Source organism: Qipengyuania sp. L-5Y, assembly GCF_056859455.1.
On record NZ_JBSXOM010000027.1, the window covers coordinates 176,448 to 190,765 of the forward strand.

Here is a 14,318-nt window from a genome sequence, read left to right on the forward strand (position 1 = left end):
ATGTCGATTGACCCGATACCGCTGGCGACTTACCCCCTGCAGCCATGAACCAGCACAAGCCGATCAAGAAAGCCGTCTTTCCCGTCGCCGGGCTGGGCACGCGTTTCCTCCCCGCGACCAAGGCGATCCCCAAGGAGCTGCTGCCCATCGTCGATCGCCCGCTGATCCAGTATGCGGTGGACGAAGCGCGCGAGGCGGGGATCGAACAGATCATCTTCGTCACCGGCCGCGGCAAGACCGCGATCGTCGAACATTTCGACATCGCCTATGAACTCGAACACACGATGCGCGAACGCGGCAAGGACCTCTCGGTGCTGGAGCCGACCCGGGCGACGCCGGGCGACATCATCACCGTGCGCCAGCAGGTGCCGCTCGGCCTCGGCCATGCCATCTGGTGCGCCCGCGCCATCGTGGGCGACGAACCCTTCGCCATCCTGCTGCCGGACGAGCTTATGGTGGCGCAGAAGGGCGGCGGGACCGGCTGCATGAAACAGATGGTCGATGCCTATAACGACGTCGGCGGCAACCTCATCTCGGTGCTGGAAGTGCCGCAGGAAGCCGTCTCCAGCTACGGCGTCATCGCGCCCGGCGAGGTGAAGAGCGAGACGCTGACCGAAGTCACCGGCCTCGTCGAAAAGCCCCCGGTGGCCGAAGCGCCGAGCAACAAGATCGTTTCGGGCCGTTACATCCTCCAGCCCGAAGTCATGCGCCTGCTGGAAGACCAGGAAAAGGGCGCGGGCGGTGAAATCCAGCTGACCGACGCCATGGCCCGGATGATCGGCAACCAGCCCTTCCACGCCGTGACCTTCGCCGGCCGCCGCTTCGACTGCGGCAGCAAAACCGGCTTCGTCGAAGCAACCCTGGCCCTCGCCATGGAACGCGAAGACATGGGCGCAGAAGTGCGCGCGATGGCGGAGCGGTTGCTGGCGGGTTAGCTATCGAAAAGGCGGAAGGTCTTTTGTCTCTCGTGAAGCATGCGGGTCACTAGGTCTTTCAATGCGGAAGAGCGTGGCGACTTTCGGTGGTGCAGTTCCGCCCAGATAACCTTGAGTTCCTCCACATCGCTCTCGTTTTCTCGTACCATATTCTCGAGATCGTCGATCTGAAGATGTCCCAGCGGTCGGCTGCTTCTACCTCCACTTCGTTTCATTGAGCTTCGACATCGAGCGGCAAATTAATCTCCCGCATGATCCGGTCGGTCTCGATCAGGATTTTGACGATCTTCTGATAATGACCGACATCTTCCCACGATAATGTGCGGCACCTGCGGTCTTTGAGCCATTTCTGCGCAGGCTGGTATCCCCCGACGTGGAATTCCCATGCGACTTGCGGCACGCCTTCGAAATACTGGTCGGGGTTGATGTGCACCTTCCCCGTGGTTTCGAATTTGGGATAGCTGCTGGCGATCTCGCCGCTGCCTTCGCCCATGAAGGGGAAGTCTGTTTCGCCGATGGCGGCATCTTCCATCAGGTGGAGGCGGCGCAGGGCCTCGCCTTTCTCGCTCACGTGGCGAAACACTTCGGGGCTGGCTGGATAGGGCACTCGCGGGAAATCGATCTTTAGGAATTCGGCAAAGGTCTCGCGATATTCGGGGCTGTGCAGCACGCCGTAAATATAGTCGAACACTTTGACCTCGCTCGGCCGCGCTTCGCCGGTTGGTGCGCGAAAGTCGCCGTCCGGCCCAGCGGTATCGGCTGAGTCGATCCCGGCGGCTTTGCAGATTTTCGTGTAGAGCTTGGGGTCGAGGTTGATGGTACGCTCGGTGGGGGCAAGCGCGTCGGCTTGATCGCTTGCTTCATCAGGGTAGAGGTAAAGGGGCTGAACATAGTTTCCCTCCTTCATCGACACCGCGTGATGGATCATTTTCTCATCGACACAGAGTGAATGCTGCCAAGGTTGGACGACATCCATTTTTCTGATGACTGACAACGCGAAGTTTCCGTCTCGGAAATGCTGCATTGTCTGAATCACTGGGCGCGCATGGAAGCCTCGGGTCGTCCCAGTATAATAGGTCCATCTCGCATCAAAAGGGGCAACCAAAACAGGTTTCAGCAGCTCCGCTTTTGGCCCAGATTGAACAACATCGGTTTGCGCATTAGCCGCTGTCCAATCGCTATCCTGTGGTAGGTCGAATTTTTCGTGGATCTCCGAGAGGGGCGTTCTTGCAAAGTCAGATATGTCTTTCCACAAAACTTGCTTCTCAAATCGGATTGTGAAGGCATCTCGTTTAGTAATCATTCCCATCGTTGAATGGGGCAATAAATCCGAAGTCGAGAATCCTTCGTCGTATGCATCCAAAAGCGCGTGATCGATCTCGTAAAACATGTGATAGCGAGGGTGATGGGATATCTTTTCTCGCGAAAGATCTAACGGGAGCGCGTTCGCCAACGCCTCGCTTTTCGACTTCCGACTACCCCATAAATCGCCATGCCAAACTTCGGCCAGTTCATCACTCACCTCGTTCTTCCGCACCGCGACAATCAGAGCCACGCCTTGCTGAATATCGAACACGTTTTTGTCGGTTGAACCGTCCGGACTCGCCTCTTTCTTCTTTGCATTTCCGTGAAGGTCCAACACCCAAATTTTGTCGAAGGTCTTGAGCAGATGCCACCGCATCCCGCGAAAGGTCGGGTTGTCGAGATAGCCGTGATTGGTGATAAAGCCGAGCACTCCGCCTGAGGGATTCTTCGCGATCAAATCTTCGCTCATGCGGATGAACTTGACGTAATCGTCGTTGATCCACTTGGGATTGCGTTCCTTCAGCCGCTCTTTGCCACCCGGCTCCATCTTGTAAGCGTCCATCAAATCCATGATGTGCTTACCCTTGTTGGCGCTCTCGCCAGAATAGGGCGGATTTCCGATAACGCACATAATCGGCGCCTGCCGCTTCACTTCACTCGCGCCACGCGCTTCCTCGGCCAGCGGTTGAAAGAACAGATCGCGTATTTCGCGCTCCGCCGGTTCCAGAGCATTGGTCAGCCAGACCGACAGGCGAGGCGGGTTGGCGCTGGGCGTGTAGCCGTCTTTCGTCAGCTGCATATCCAGTTTCATGTGGCACATAGCATAACTGGCCATCAGCAGCTCGAAGCCGTGCAGGCGCGGCAACAGGTCCTTTTCCACATAGTTCGACCACATGCCGGGCGCGCGCTTCTTCACCCGGTCGGAAATGAGCTGCACCGTCTTGGCGAGGAAGGTGCCCGTACCGGTTGCCGGGTCGAGAATCTGGACCTTGTGGACCTCTTTCTTGATCGTGCGCGCTTTGCCGGTCTTCGGGTCGTTGGTCCCCGTGTCCCAATCGACCGTCACCTTGCTGGTATCCGCCAGCCCGTCAGGCAGTCCGAATTCGGTCTTCAGCACATCGTCCACCGCGCGCACGATGAAATCCACCACGGGTTCGGGCGTGTACCAGACCCCGCGGCTCTTGCGCTTCCTCGGGTTATAGGCCGCGAGAAAATCTTCGTAGAAGTGGATGAAAGGATCATTGCGCGCCGTGAACTCGCCATATTTCTCGAACAGGGCATGCGGATCGGCGGCGCGCATCACGGCGGCGAGATCGTCCACGATATACTTGATGCGGCTCGGCAGTTGCGGCCCGGCGATATATTCGAACAGGCCCTTCAGAAACGGGTTGGAAGCAGGCAGCTTTTCAAGAGCTTCCTGACGGCTGAAGGTATCCAGCGTATCGTCATGGAAGCGCGCGGCGAACATGCCGTAGGTAATCGTTTCGGCATAGATGTCGGCGAATTCGCCGGGAGTGAGGTTAGGCAGCAGGTTCTGCTGGAAGCTCTTAAACTGACCGCCCAGCCCGCTGCGGAAATCGGGATCGCCTATCAGCGCAAGGTCGATCTCGTCTTTAATGATCGCCGCCTTCGCCGCCATCATGTCCGCCAGCTTGGCTGCACTGCGGATACTTATCGGCTTGGCTTCGGCGAATAGACGCAACTGCCGTTCCAGCGTGTCGAAATTCTCCGGCTTCGGCTGCAGCCCCATCACGAAATCAGCGATGGAAACGAAGTGGACCTGCACCCCTTCGCGTATGAATTCGAAATCGACCCCGTTGGTGTAGATCAGGTTTGGGAACGCCGCTTCATAGCGTTTGCGCTGCTCCTTCGAATAGCCTTTCAGCGCGATGACATCTTTGTCGATGTCTTTCGCCTCTACCCAGCCAACCGGGACATCCTTCCGCTGAAAGATGAAATCGGGCATCCCGGCATCGCTGCGTTTGGGTTCGTTGATGATTGTCAGATCGTCGGAGATGCTTTCGAACAGGCGTTCCAGCGGTGCGCGGTAGCTGTGTTCGGTCGCCTGCCCTGTCTCGAACTTGGTTATGACCTGATCGAGATAACCGGCAATATCCATAAGCTTTGCATTCCCCTCGTTGCGCCACGTTCTAGCGCAGAGGAGTCGCGCCGCAAGTAGAGGATTTTCCTACAGGCAGCGCGGCGTGATAGGGTGCTGGCGGCTCTTTCTACCCCGTTCATCACCCGCAACCGCGCCGTTTCGCTGCATGGTGCAAGCTGACATCTGCGGCGAGTATGCCGACATATCGCCTGCGCAAACCGACATCCGGTTCGCACAGGCTGACCGCATTTCTGCGCAAGCCGACGCCGTTTCGCGCAAGCTGACGCGATCCTGCGCAAACCGACAGGTTTTTGCCCCTGGACAGTGTAACACCCGGTCCATGTCTCGGCCCGCCGCGGCGCGAAGCGGAACGGCTGCCGGGCGAATCAGGCCGGGGTGAAGCGCAGCGGCAGGGTCTTCAGCCCGCCGACGAAGGTCGATCTGCTGCGCGCCGGTTCGCCTGCCAGTTCGACCGTCTCGATCCGGTCGAGCAGCGTCTCGAACAGGATGCGCATTTCCAGCCGGGCGAGGTGCAGGCCGAGCCACTGGTGTGCGCCCGCCCCGAAGGCGAGGTGCCGGTTGGGGCTGCGCGCGGCATCGAAGCGGCGCGGGTTCTCGAAATGCGCCGGGTCGTGATTGGCGGCGACATAGTTCATCATCAGCCAGTCGCCCTTGGCGATGGGCTGGCCGCCCACCTCGGTATCCTCGGCGGCAGTGCGCATGAAATGCTGGACCGGCGTGGTCCAGCGGATCGCCTCTTCGACGATACCCGGCAGCAGGCTGCGATCGGCGCGCACCCGGGCCCATTGCTCCGGATCGCGCGCCAGGGCGAGCATGGCGCCTGCCGTACTGGCGCTGGTCGTATCGTGCCCCGCGGCGGCCAGGATGATGTAATAGCCCATCATGTCGCGGTCGTTCAGCGGCTCGCCGTCGATGACCGCATTGGCGATGGTGCTGGCAACATCCGCGGTCGGGCTGGCCCGGCGTTCGGCCGTGAGCTTGGCGAAATAGGCTTCGAAGTCCTTGACCGCGCCTGCCACCAGTTGCGTGATCGCCTCGGGCGGCAGGTCCTTCATGCCGGACTGGTTGAGATCCTCGTCGGACCCGCCGAACATCTGCTGGGTCAGCATCAGCATTCGCGGCTCGTCTTCCTCCGGCACGCCCAGGATCTGCATCACCACATGCAGCGGATAGGGCGCGGCCACCGTCTTGACGAAGTCGGCTTCCCCGCCGCCTGCCAGCAGGCGGTCGACCGCTGCGTGCGCGATGGCGCGAATCTCGTCTTCGACCGTGCGCAGGTTCTTGGGCATGAACCATTCCTGCGTCAGCTTGCGGTATTTCATGTGGATCGGCGCATCGAAGGTCACCAGGCTGGCAACCATATGCTCGCTCCCGCCGCTGAACGCCTTGGCGAATTCGATGCCCTCGGTCAGGCTGAAGACCACGGTATGCGGGTTGTTAAGGAAGGTGGCGTTGTCCTTCGACATGCGCATGACGTCGTCGTAGCTGGTGACCAGCCAGAACGGCGGGTGGACGCCGCTGTCTTCTGGCTCGACCCAGGCGACCGGCGTTTCGGCGCGCAGGCGGTCGAAGGTATCGAGCAGTCCGTCCCGCTCGGCATAGCTGGACGGGTCGATAACCTGCCGGGCAGTTGCCGGGTCCAGCCGGGGCCTTTCCTGCGTGGCCATCAGGCCTGCTCCGTCTCGATCTCCGCCTTGGCGAGATATTCATCGCGCAACTCGCGCTTGTAGAGCTTGCCGTTCGCCTCGCGCGGCAGTTGCGGGCGGAAGTCGAACTGCTTGGGCATCTTGATCTTGGACAGGCTCGGCGCCAGGAAATCGCGCAGCTCCGCCTCCAGCGCGTCGCCCGCGGCCTCCATGTCCATCGGCTGGATCACCGCCACCACCTTCTCGCCGAAATCGGGACAGGGCGCGCCGATCACTGCGGCATCCATCACCTTGTCATGGGTGACGAGCAGGTTCTCGATCTCCTGCGGATAGATGTTGACCCCGCCCGAAATGATCATGTGGCTCTTGCGGTCGGTCAGGTAGAGATAGCCGTCAGGATCGAGATGCCCGATATCTCCCAGCGTCATCCACCCCTTGGGATGCATCGCCTCGCGCGTTTTGTCGGGATCGTTGTGATAGGTCGGGATATTCTCGTTCTCGAAGAACAGCAGCCCGTCCTGCCCGGCCGGTACTTCCTCGCCATCGGGATTGCAGACATGCAGCCTGCCATGGATCGCCTTGCCCACGCTGCCGGGATGGTCCAGCCAGTCCTCGGCCTTGATCAGCGTCATGCCGATGCCTTCCGACCCGGCGTAATATTCGTTGATGATCGGGCCCCACCATTCGATCATCTCGCGCTTGATCGGAACGGGGCACGGCGCGGCCGCATGGAGTGCGCGTTTGTGGCTGGACAGGTCGTAGCGGGTGCGAAGTTCGGGATCGAGCTTGAGCATCCGCACGAAATGCGTGGGCACCCACTGGCTGTCGGTCACGCGGTATTGCTCGATCGTGGCGAGCGCGAGTTCGGGATCGAATTTCTCCATCACCACCACGGTGCCGCCCAGGCGCTGTGCGGTCGTGCACCAGCCAAGCGGCGCGGCATGATAGAGCGGCGCGGGGGAGAGATAGACTATGCTGCCGTCTGCCGGCATGCCCGCCCCCATGACTGCCAGTCCGACCAGCGGATTGACGGCCTGGATGTCCTCATCCGCAGGCGGCGCAGGCTTCACCCCCTTGGGCCTTCCGGTCGTGCCGGAGGAATAGAGCATGTACTGGCCCGGCGCCTGATCCGCGATCGGCTCCGCGGGCTGCGCCGCAAGGGCCGCATCGTAATCCTCATCGCCTTCGCCGCCGACAATCAGCAGCGGCAGATCGGCGCAATCGCCGCGGATGCCCTCGATAACATCGGCGAACTTGCGGGTCGTCAGCAGGAATTTGGCGTTCGCATCCTTCAGAATATAGCAGATCTCGGGCGCGGTCAGCCGGGTGGAAATCGGCACCATCATCGTGCCCGCACGCTGCGATCCCCAGACGACCTGCAGATAGTGGGAGTTATTCTCCATCAGCACGGCAAAATGATCGCCGCGCTTCAAGCCCCGCGACCGCAGCAGTTGCGCAAAGCGATTGGCGTAATCGTCCATCTGGCCGAATGTTACGGTCTCGCCGCTGGGGGCCATGATGATGGCGGGATGGTCCGGTCGCGTCTGCGCATGGGCGATGGGGTGCATTGGCTTGCTTTCTCCTCTCCGGCGGCCCCCTTCTCGACGAGGGGACTCTTCCAGTTTCGAGAAGAAACCTACCTAACCCATCCGCACGGGCAAGAAAAAAGGCGGCAGGATCGCTCCTGCCGCCCTTTTGCGAAGCCCGAAGGCCCGAAAATCAGTTGTCGTCGCCGTCGCCCTGACCGCCCGTGCCCGTCGCAAGAGCGAATGCGCGCTGAGCTTCCGATTCGACCATATAGGGAACCGGGTTCACGGCCTGGCCATCGACGCGGACTTCATAGTGAAGGTGAGGGCCGGTCGAACGACCGGTCGAGCCGACATAGCCGATGATGTCACCCTTCTTGATGCGGGTGCCGGCCTTTACAGCGATATCCGACATATGTGCGAAGCGGGTCTGCAGGTTCGCACCGTGTTCGATCGAGACATATTTGCCGTAGCTGGAGAACCATTCGGCCTTGCTGACATAGCCATCGGCGGTAGCATAGATCGGTGTGCCGACGGGTGCGGCCAGATCGACGCCCTTGTGATTGCGACGTCCGCCCAGAACCGGGTGGGTGCGCATTCCGTAATCGCTGGTCAGCTTGGTGTTATCGAGCGGCATGCGCGAGGGAACCGAAACGCTGGTCGCTGCCGGAGTAGCGCGATCCAGATTGTCCCATTGTGCGAACAGCTGCTTGAACTGGGCATCTTCGCCGGTCTGGGTAGGAGCAGCCACCTTGCTCATGTCGATCGCACCGACTGCAGCAGCGGTGTTGGTTTCCTGCGCCTGAGCCGGAGCTGCTGCGATGCCGAAACTGGCCACTACTGCGAGAGCAAGCGTATTGCGCTTGGTGATCATGCTAACCCGTCCATCTGGCGCTTTGCGCGCCTTTCGATCCTGAGTGAACCCGACGTCCCGTGTCGAACCCACCTTTTAAGTCACTGCCGGAACCCCCCGGCGTCTCGTGAGTTCGAGTTATCGGTGAAAAGGTTAATCAGGCAATACCCGCGTAATAGTCGCGCGGCAGGCCGCCTGCGAAACGCGCTGAGTCGTTAAACGGCGGCTTCAAACCACCTGCGAAATGCATTCCGACCAGATTTTGCCATGTTTTCTGCGGGTTCTGCGCACGCATTTCGCAGATCGCATGAAAGTGCTTTGAACCTGCGGCAACGTGACGAATTTCATCGTCAAGGATTCGTTCGAGAATTTTCGCCCCTTTTTCATCACCTTGCGCGCGAACCCTTGCCAATGTGGCCGGTGTGACGTCCAGACCGCGCGCCTCGAGCACCATGGGAACGATCGCCAGCCTCGCCGCAACATCGTGAGCGGTGTCCTGAGCCGCGCTCCACAGCCCGTCGTGCGCAGGCAACGCCCCGTAGGACCACCCCAGCGAATCAAGTTTTCGGGACAGCAGCGCGAAATGCATCGCCTCGTCGGCAGCAACTTCGAGGAAGTCCGAAACGAAGTCGGGACCCATCGCTTCACCGAAGCGGCCGGCCATATCCAGCGCGAGATCGATAGCGACGAATTCGATATGGGCGAGCGCGTGCCACAAGGCGGCACGATTGCGTTCCGACCCCATCTTCCCACGACGGGGCATGGCGCCCGGTGCCAGAAGTTCCAGACGATCAGGCCATTCCGGACGATCCGGCATTGTAACCTCGAACACGAAATCCAGCCGTCCGAGCCGCCAGTCGCGCGCCACCTGGCGGGCGGCGAAGACCTTGGCCTTCGCCTCGCCCATGAGCAGCGCATCGCGAATGGCACTGGCGACGGATCGGCGCGGTCCCGTCATGCCTTGGTTGCAGCCTCCAGCACCTCTTCAACGTGCCCTTTGACCTTCACCTTTGGCCAGACGCGCAGGATCTGGCCGTCTCCACCGATAAGAAAGGTCGACCGGACCATGCCCATATAGGTCTTCCCGTACATCTGTTTCTCGGTCCAGACACCCAACTCGTCCGACAGCCCGCCGTGTGCCGCATCGGTCGCCAGATCGACGGTCAGATCATGTTTGGCGATGAAGTTCTGATGCTTCTTGGCCGAATCCTTGCTCACCCCGAGGAGCGATACGTCCGCCTTGTCGAATGCCGCCTTGAGAGCGGAAAAATCCCTGGCTTCGGTGGTGCAGCCCGGCGTGTTGTCCTTCGGATAGAAGAAGATCACTGCCTTTTTGCCGGACAGGTCAGCCTTGGTGACGGTACCGCCGTCCGGCGTTTCCATCTCGAATTCGGGAAAGTCATCGCCTTCGCCGTAGGTCGTCGTCATTCGTCTATCTCCAGGGTTTCACCATATATGTCCCGCCACGTCGCCGCGACATCACGGCGTGCCTCGTGCAGACGCTGTATCAACTCGTCATAATCCTCGCACCCGCTCTGCCGGGCGAGCAAGGCGGCCGCCGCAGACTTGGGCTTTTCGAGATCGGGCGCGAGCAGACGCGTCCCCACCAGCAGGCGTGTCATCAGACTGTGCGCTTCGGCGATCGTCCCAGGCAAGCGGCCCGTCTCGATCAACTGGCTTATCGCCTCGTCCAGATGCGGCGTCAGTGCTTCGCGATGCCGCAGCTGGAGGAGGTGGACGAGAAACTCGATATCGACCAGGCCGCCCCGCAGCAGCTTGGCGTCAAGCGACCCGCGCGCCTGTTTGTGGGCCGCCATTTCCGTGCGCATTTTCAGGGCGTCGTCACGCAGGGCATCACCGTCCCGTTCGCCGCGAAGAATGGACGTCACGACGTCACCGACCTGCTGGCGGGCAGCGTCGCTACCGACGAGCACCCGGGCACGCGTCAGCGCCATGTGTTCCCACGTCCAGGCATCCTCGCGCTGATACCGCGCAAAACTCTCCACGCTTACCGCCAATGGCCCCTGATTGCCCTGGGGGCGCAGCCGGGTGTCCACCTCGTAAAGCGCGCCCTGCGCAGTCGGGACACTGAGCGCTGCCGTGACTCGCTGGGCAAGCCGGTTGAAATAGAGCGTCGCGCCGAGCGGCCGCTCGCCACCGGATTCGCCCTCGTGGGTACCTGTGAAAAGATAGATGATGTCGAGATCCGAAGCGTGCGTCAGCGCACCACCCCCCAGCCGCCCGAGGCCCACCACCACCAGTTCGCTGCCACCGATGCGTCCGTGCTTCAACGCAAACTCGCTTTCGGCCGCATCGACTGCAACCTGAAGGGCTGCTTCCGCCGTGCGCGACAGGCCCGCCGCGATATCCAGCGGGTCGTGCGCCGTTTCGATCAGCTGGACCCCCAGCGCAAACCGCGTCTCGCTGGTGACGACGCGCAGCCGGTCGAGCCGCGTTTCGTAATCGTCTCCACGCTCGCGCCTTCCCATCCGGGCGACGATGTCATCCACGCTGCCCGGCAGATCGAGAGCTGTTCGGTCGATTAGGGCATCGAGCAGGTTCGGTCGCCGGGCAAGTTCGTCCGCCAGAGGCGGCGCCAGCGTGAGGCAGTCGGCAAGCAGGGCGAACAGTCCTGGACGCGCCTCGAGCAGGCGGAACAGGTTTATGGCGCTCGGCAATCGGGAGATGAGACCCTCCCAGCGCACGACGGCTGCGTCGGGATCTGGCGATCCGGAAATCGACGCGATCAGATCCGGACGGATGGCTTCGAAGGCGCCGAGAGCCGCGGTGCTGCGCAGCGCCTGATATTTCCCGTCGGTCCAACCCGCGATCCGATCGACCAATTCTGCGGGCACATCGCCTTCGGCCGTATCGCCTGCCAGAACGTGCGGCGCGCTGGCCGGCACGGAAATCCTGTCCTCATCGAGAAGTGCGTCGAAACGCTCGGCGACCGGTCGCGCAAGCTCCTGCACATGCTTCACCAGCGCTGCGCCGTCAGCCAGACCATGCAGCTGCGCGACATTGTCCAGCGCATCACCTGCGGGAAGCGAATGCGTCTGCTTGTCGCCGACCATCTGCAGGCGGTGCTCGATCGTTCGCAGGCCGTCGTAACTTTCGCCGAGCGCCCTCGCGTCTTCCCCGCCGATCCGGCCGGTGGCAGCCAGCGCATCCAGTGCCGCCCGCGTGCCTCGCGATCTGAGGGAGGGGTCGCGTCCGCCGTGGATCAGCTGATGGGTCTGGGCGAAGAACTCGATCTCGCGGATGCCGCCGCGACCCAGCTTCAAATTGTAGCCGGGCTCCGGAACGCTGGGACCGCTGTGCTGATCGCGAATGCGGTGGGTCAGCCGGCGGACTTCATCGATCGCACCGAAATCAAGGCTTCTGCGCCACACGAAGGGCCTGATATGGTCGAGAAACTCTTCGCCGGCTGCAATGTCGCCGGCACAGGCCCGCGCGCGAATGAAAGCCGCCCGTTCCCACGCCAGTGCCGAGCTTTCGTAATGGGTGATGGCGGCGCTCAGCGGAATGGCAAGCGGGCTCACTTCCGATGCGGGGCGCAGGCGCAGATCGACCCGGAAAACGTACCCCTCGCTCGTCACATCTGACAGCAATCGCACGACTTCGCGGGCGTACCGCTGGGCCGCCTCTCCCGGCTCGTCGCGTTCGCGCCGTGGCAGCTTCTCGGGATCGTAAAGCAGGATAGGGTCGATGTCGGAGGAATAGTTAAGCTCGCCCGCCCCGTGCTTGCCGAGCGCCAACCCTATCATTCCCGACGGTTCGGCGTCCGGAACACGACTGTTCATGGCAGTGTTCAGCGCCCGATCAAGCGCTCGATCCGCAAAGGTCGACAATTCCCGCATGACCTTGTCGAGGTCGAACGCCCCGGCCAGATCGCCGATCGCAAGCACCAGGGCCAGGCCAAGCCGTTCGTCGCGCAGCGCGCTTGCCGCACTGCCATCCTTCACTCGCTTGGCAGCGCGCAGGGCCGCCTCGCCATCCCCCTGGGCCAGCAACTCGGCCAGTTCGGGCCGCCGCTCGAGCGCGCGCGCGAGGAATGGTGCATGGGCACGGGCGCGGTCCAGCGCTGAGGTCCAGTCGACAGCCATCGCCTGCCCCCTGCCTCCCCGCGACGCACGGCGCAAGCTTGCCCTTACGCCGCCATGCTGACAAGAAGCGCGCCGAATGCGAGATGCGAAGAGAGGAAATTCGCCCATGAAACGCTTTACGATCGGTGCGGCCGCCGCGCTCATTCTGTCGGCCTGTTCGATGGGCCAGGACGTGGAAAGCCCCGATGCCGCGCTCGATCTGCCCGATGTGGCCGACGGGACCCTGTCCGAAGAAACCATGAAGCGCGTGACCGAGCGGCTTTCCTCCGACGAATTCGAAGGGCGTGCCCCCGGCACGGCTGGCGAAGAAAAGACGATCGCCTATCTCATCGAGGAATTCGGAAAAGCCGGCCTCGAGCCTGGCAACAATGGCAGCTGGGTGCAGGATGTGCCCTTGGTCGAGATTACCGGCAAGGATTTCGCGCCGCTTACAATTTCTGGCGGCGACAATGGCGATATCAAGCTCAATTACGCCACCGACTGGGTCGGTGCGACATATCGCGAAGACGTGGAAACCAAACTCGATGACAGCGAGCTGGTATTCGTGGGCTACGGCATCAACGCGCCGGAAAAGGGCTGGAACGATTACGAAGGCCTGGACATGAAGGGTAAGACTGCGGTCATTCTCGTCAATGATCCGGACTTCGGCGCCGAAACCCTGGACGGCCCCTTCAACGGGAAGGCGATGACCTATTACGGTCGCTGGACGTACAAATACGAAGAAGCCGGACGGCAGGGTGCGGCAGCCGCTATCATCATCCACGACACCGAACCTGCCGCCTATGGCTGGAACGTAGTCGAAAGCAGCTGGTCGGGCCCTCAGGCATACGCCGACCGCGGCGACAATCCTCCTCCGATGACGAAGCTGAACGGCTGGGTGCAGAAGGAGAAGGCCCGTGAAATTCTCGCCGCTGCGGGTCAGGATCTCGACGATCTGATGGCAGCTGCGCGCAAGGACGATTTCAAGGCGGTCTCGCTCGGGCTCAAGGCATCGACGAGCTTCCGCAACGACATTCGTACATTCGCATCCAAGAATGTGATCGGCATTCTTCCCGGAAGCGAACGTCCCGACGAATATGTCATGCACACGGCACACTGGGATCACCTGGGCCGATGCACGCCGGCACCCGATGGCGACGACATCTGCAATGGCGCAGTCGACAATGCCACCGGCACTGCTGCTCTCGTAGCCTTGGCCGAAGCGCACGCGAAAGCGGGGCCGACCAAACGCAGTCTCGTGTTCCTGGCGGTCACTGCCGAGGAATCCGGTTTGCTCGGTGCCGATTATTACGCTGCAAACCCGGTCTTCCCGCTCAACAAGACGGTCGGCGGTATCAACATGGATGCGTTCCTGGTGGCCGGTCCGGCGAAGGATGTGACCGTCGTTGGGCCGGGCAAATCGCAGCTCGACCTGTTCCTGGACAAGGCGCTGATGAGCGATGACCGGGTAACGACGCCCAATCCGAACCCCGAAGCGGGCTATTACTACCGCTCGGACCACTTCGCGTTCGCGAAGCGAGGCGTGCCGATGCTCTACCTCGACGGCGGCGAAGATCTCGTCGACGGGGGTAAGGAAGCGGGCGCAGCCGTCCAGGCCGATTATCGCGACAACCGGTATCACGGGCCCAAGGACGAATACGATCCGAACTGGGACTGGTCGGGCGTAATGGCCGACCTGCGGCTGTTCTATCGCATCGGCCGGATGCTTGGCGATTCGACAAGCTGGCCGAACTGGGTCGAGGGTGACGAGTTCAAAGCAACGCGCGACGAAGATTGCGCCGTCGATGGCGCGCTCTGCGGTACGCCTGAAGCCCCATAAGCAGGA

General features: G+C 61.7%; 9 protein-coding genes. 2 read left to right on the forward strand and 7 right to left on the reverse strand.

Going from position 1 to position 14,318, the window contains the following annotated elements:
- Window positions 1-44 precede the first annotated feature (44 nt).
- The gene (gene galU / locus AC13F2_RS07080) at window positions 45-935 is read left to right on the forward strand and encodes a UTP--glucose-1-phosphate uridylyltransferase GalU (RefSeq protein WP_482964744.1); all 891 of its coding nucleotides are present in this window, start codon (window positions 45-47) and stop codon (window positions 933-935) included.
- A 211-nt stretch (window positions 936-1,146) separates the two neighbouring features.
- On the opposite strand, the gene AC13F2_RS07085 is transcribed toward galU, so the two are convergent.
- From AC13F2_RS07085 to glnE, 7 genes are all read right to left on the reverse strand, one after another.
- Complete coding sequence (locus AC13F2_RS07085) at window positions 1,147-4,359, reverse strand: type ISP restriction/modification enzyme (protein ID WP_482964745.1); 3,213 nt, start codon at window positions 4,357-4,359, stop codon at window positions 1,147-1,149.
- A 368-nt stretch (window positions 4,360-4,727) separates the two neighbouring features.
- Window positions 4,728-6,029 (reverse strand): cytochrome P450, encoded by a 1,302-nt coding sequence (locus AC13F2_RS07090; RefSeq protein WP_482964746.1) that lies wholly within the window; start codon window positions 6,027-6,029, stop codon window positions 4,728-4,730.
- The gene (locus tag AC13F2_RS07095; RefSeq protein ID WP_482964747.1) at window positions 6,029-7,576 is read right to left on the reverse strand and encodes an acyl-CoA synthetase; all 1,548 of its coding nucleotides are present in this window, start codon (window positions 7,574-7,576) and stop codon (window positions 6,029-6,031) included. Before AC13F2_RS07095 ends, AC13F2_RS07090 begins: the two co-directional genes overlap by 1 nt.
- A gap of 151 nt (window positions 7,577-7,727) precedes the next feature.
- Window positions 7,728-8,408, reverse strand: a complete 681-nt coding sequence (locus AC13F2_RS07100; RefSeq protein WP_103023943.1) for a M23 family metallopeptidase — start codon at window positions 8,406-8,408, stop codon at window positions 7,728-7,730.
- A gap of 136 nt (window positions 8,409-8,544) precedes the next feature.
- On the reverse strand, window positions 8,545-9,345 hold the full coding sequence (locus AC13F2_RS07105) for a ferritin-like domain-containing protein (protein ID WP_482964748.1): 801 nt from the start codon (window positions 9,343-9,345) through the stop codon (window positions 8,545-8,547).
- Window positions 9,342-9,815, reverse strand: coding sequence for a peroxiredoxin (locus AC13F2_RS07110; RefSeq protein ID WP_482964749.1), 474 nt, complete (start codon window positions 9,813-9,815; stop codon window positions 9,342-9,344). The genes AC13F2_RS07105 and AC13F2_RS07110 overlap by 4 nt, the downstream gene beginning before the upstream one ends.
- Window positions 9,812-12,493 (reverse strand): bifunctional [glutamate--ammonia ligase]-adenylyl-L-tyrosine phosphorylase/[glutamate--ammonia-ligase] adenylyltransferase, encoded by a 2,682-nt coding sequence (glnE, locus tag AC13F2_RS07115; RefSeq protein ID WP_482964750.1) that lies wholly within the window; start codon window positions 12,491-12,493, stop codon window positions 9,812-9,814. Before glnE ends, AC13F2_RS07110 begins: the two co-directional genes overlap by 4 nt.
- 106 nt (window positions 12,494-12,599) lie before the next feature.
- Here glnE and AC13F2_RS07120 point away from each other — a divergent pair, with 106 nt between their 5' ends.
- On the forward strand, window positions 12,600-14,312 hold the full coding sequence (locus AC13F2_RS07120; protein ID WP_482964751.1) for a M28 family metallopeptidase: 1,713 nt from the start codon (window positions 12,600-12,602) through the stop codon (window positions 14,310-14,312).
- Window positions 14,313-14,318 lie beyond the last annotated feature (6 nt).

Coding starts and splice junctions, on each gene's coding strand:
- AC13F2_RS07090 (WP_482964746.1), bottom strand. CDS start 6,029: ATGGCCACGCAGGAAAGGCCCCGGCTGGACCCGGCAACTGCCCGGCAG.
- glnE (WP_482964750.1), bottom strand. CDS start 12,493: ATGGCTGTCGACTGGACCTCAGCGCTGGACCGCGCCCGTGCCCATGCA.
- AC13F2_RS07095 (WP_482964747.1), bottom strand. CDS start 7,576: ATGCACCCCATCGCCCATGCGCAGACGCGACCGGACCATCCCGCCATC.
- AC13F2_RS07105 (WP_482964748.1), bottom strand. CDS start 9,345: ATGACGGGACCGCGCCGATCCGTCGCCAGTGCCATTCGCGATGCGCTG.
- AC13F2_RS07110 (WP_482964749.1), bottom strand. CDS start 9,815: ATGACGACGACCTACGGCGAAGGCGATGACTTTCCCGAATTCGAGATG.
- AC13F2_RS07120 (WP_482964751.1), top strand. CDS start 12,600: ATGAAACGCTTTACGATCGGTGCGGCCGCCGCGCTCATTCTGTCGGCC.
- galU (WP_482964744.1), top strand. CDS start 45: ATGAACCAGCACAAGCCGATCAAGAAAGCCGTCTTTCCCGTCGCCGGG.
- AC13F2_RS07100 (WP_103023943.1), bottom strand. CDS start 8,408: ATGATCACCAAGCGCAATACGCTTGCTCTCGCAGTAGTGGCCAGTTTC.
- AC13F2_RS07085 (WP_482964745.1), bottom strand. CDS start 4,359: ATGGATATTGCCGGTTATCTCGATCAGGTCATAACCAAGTTCGAGACA.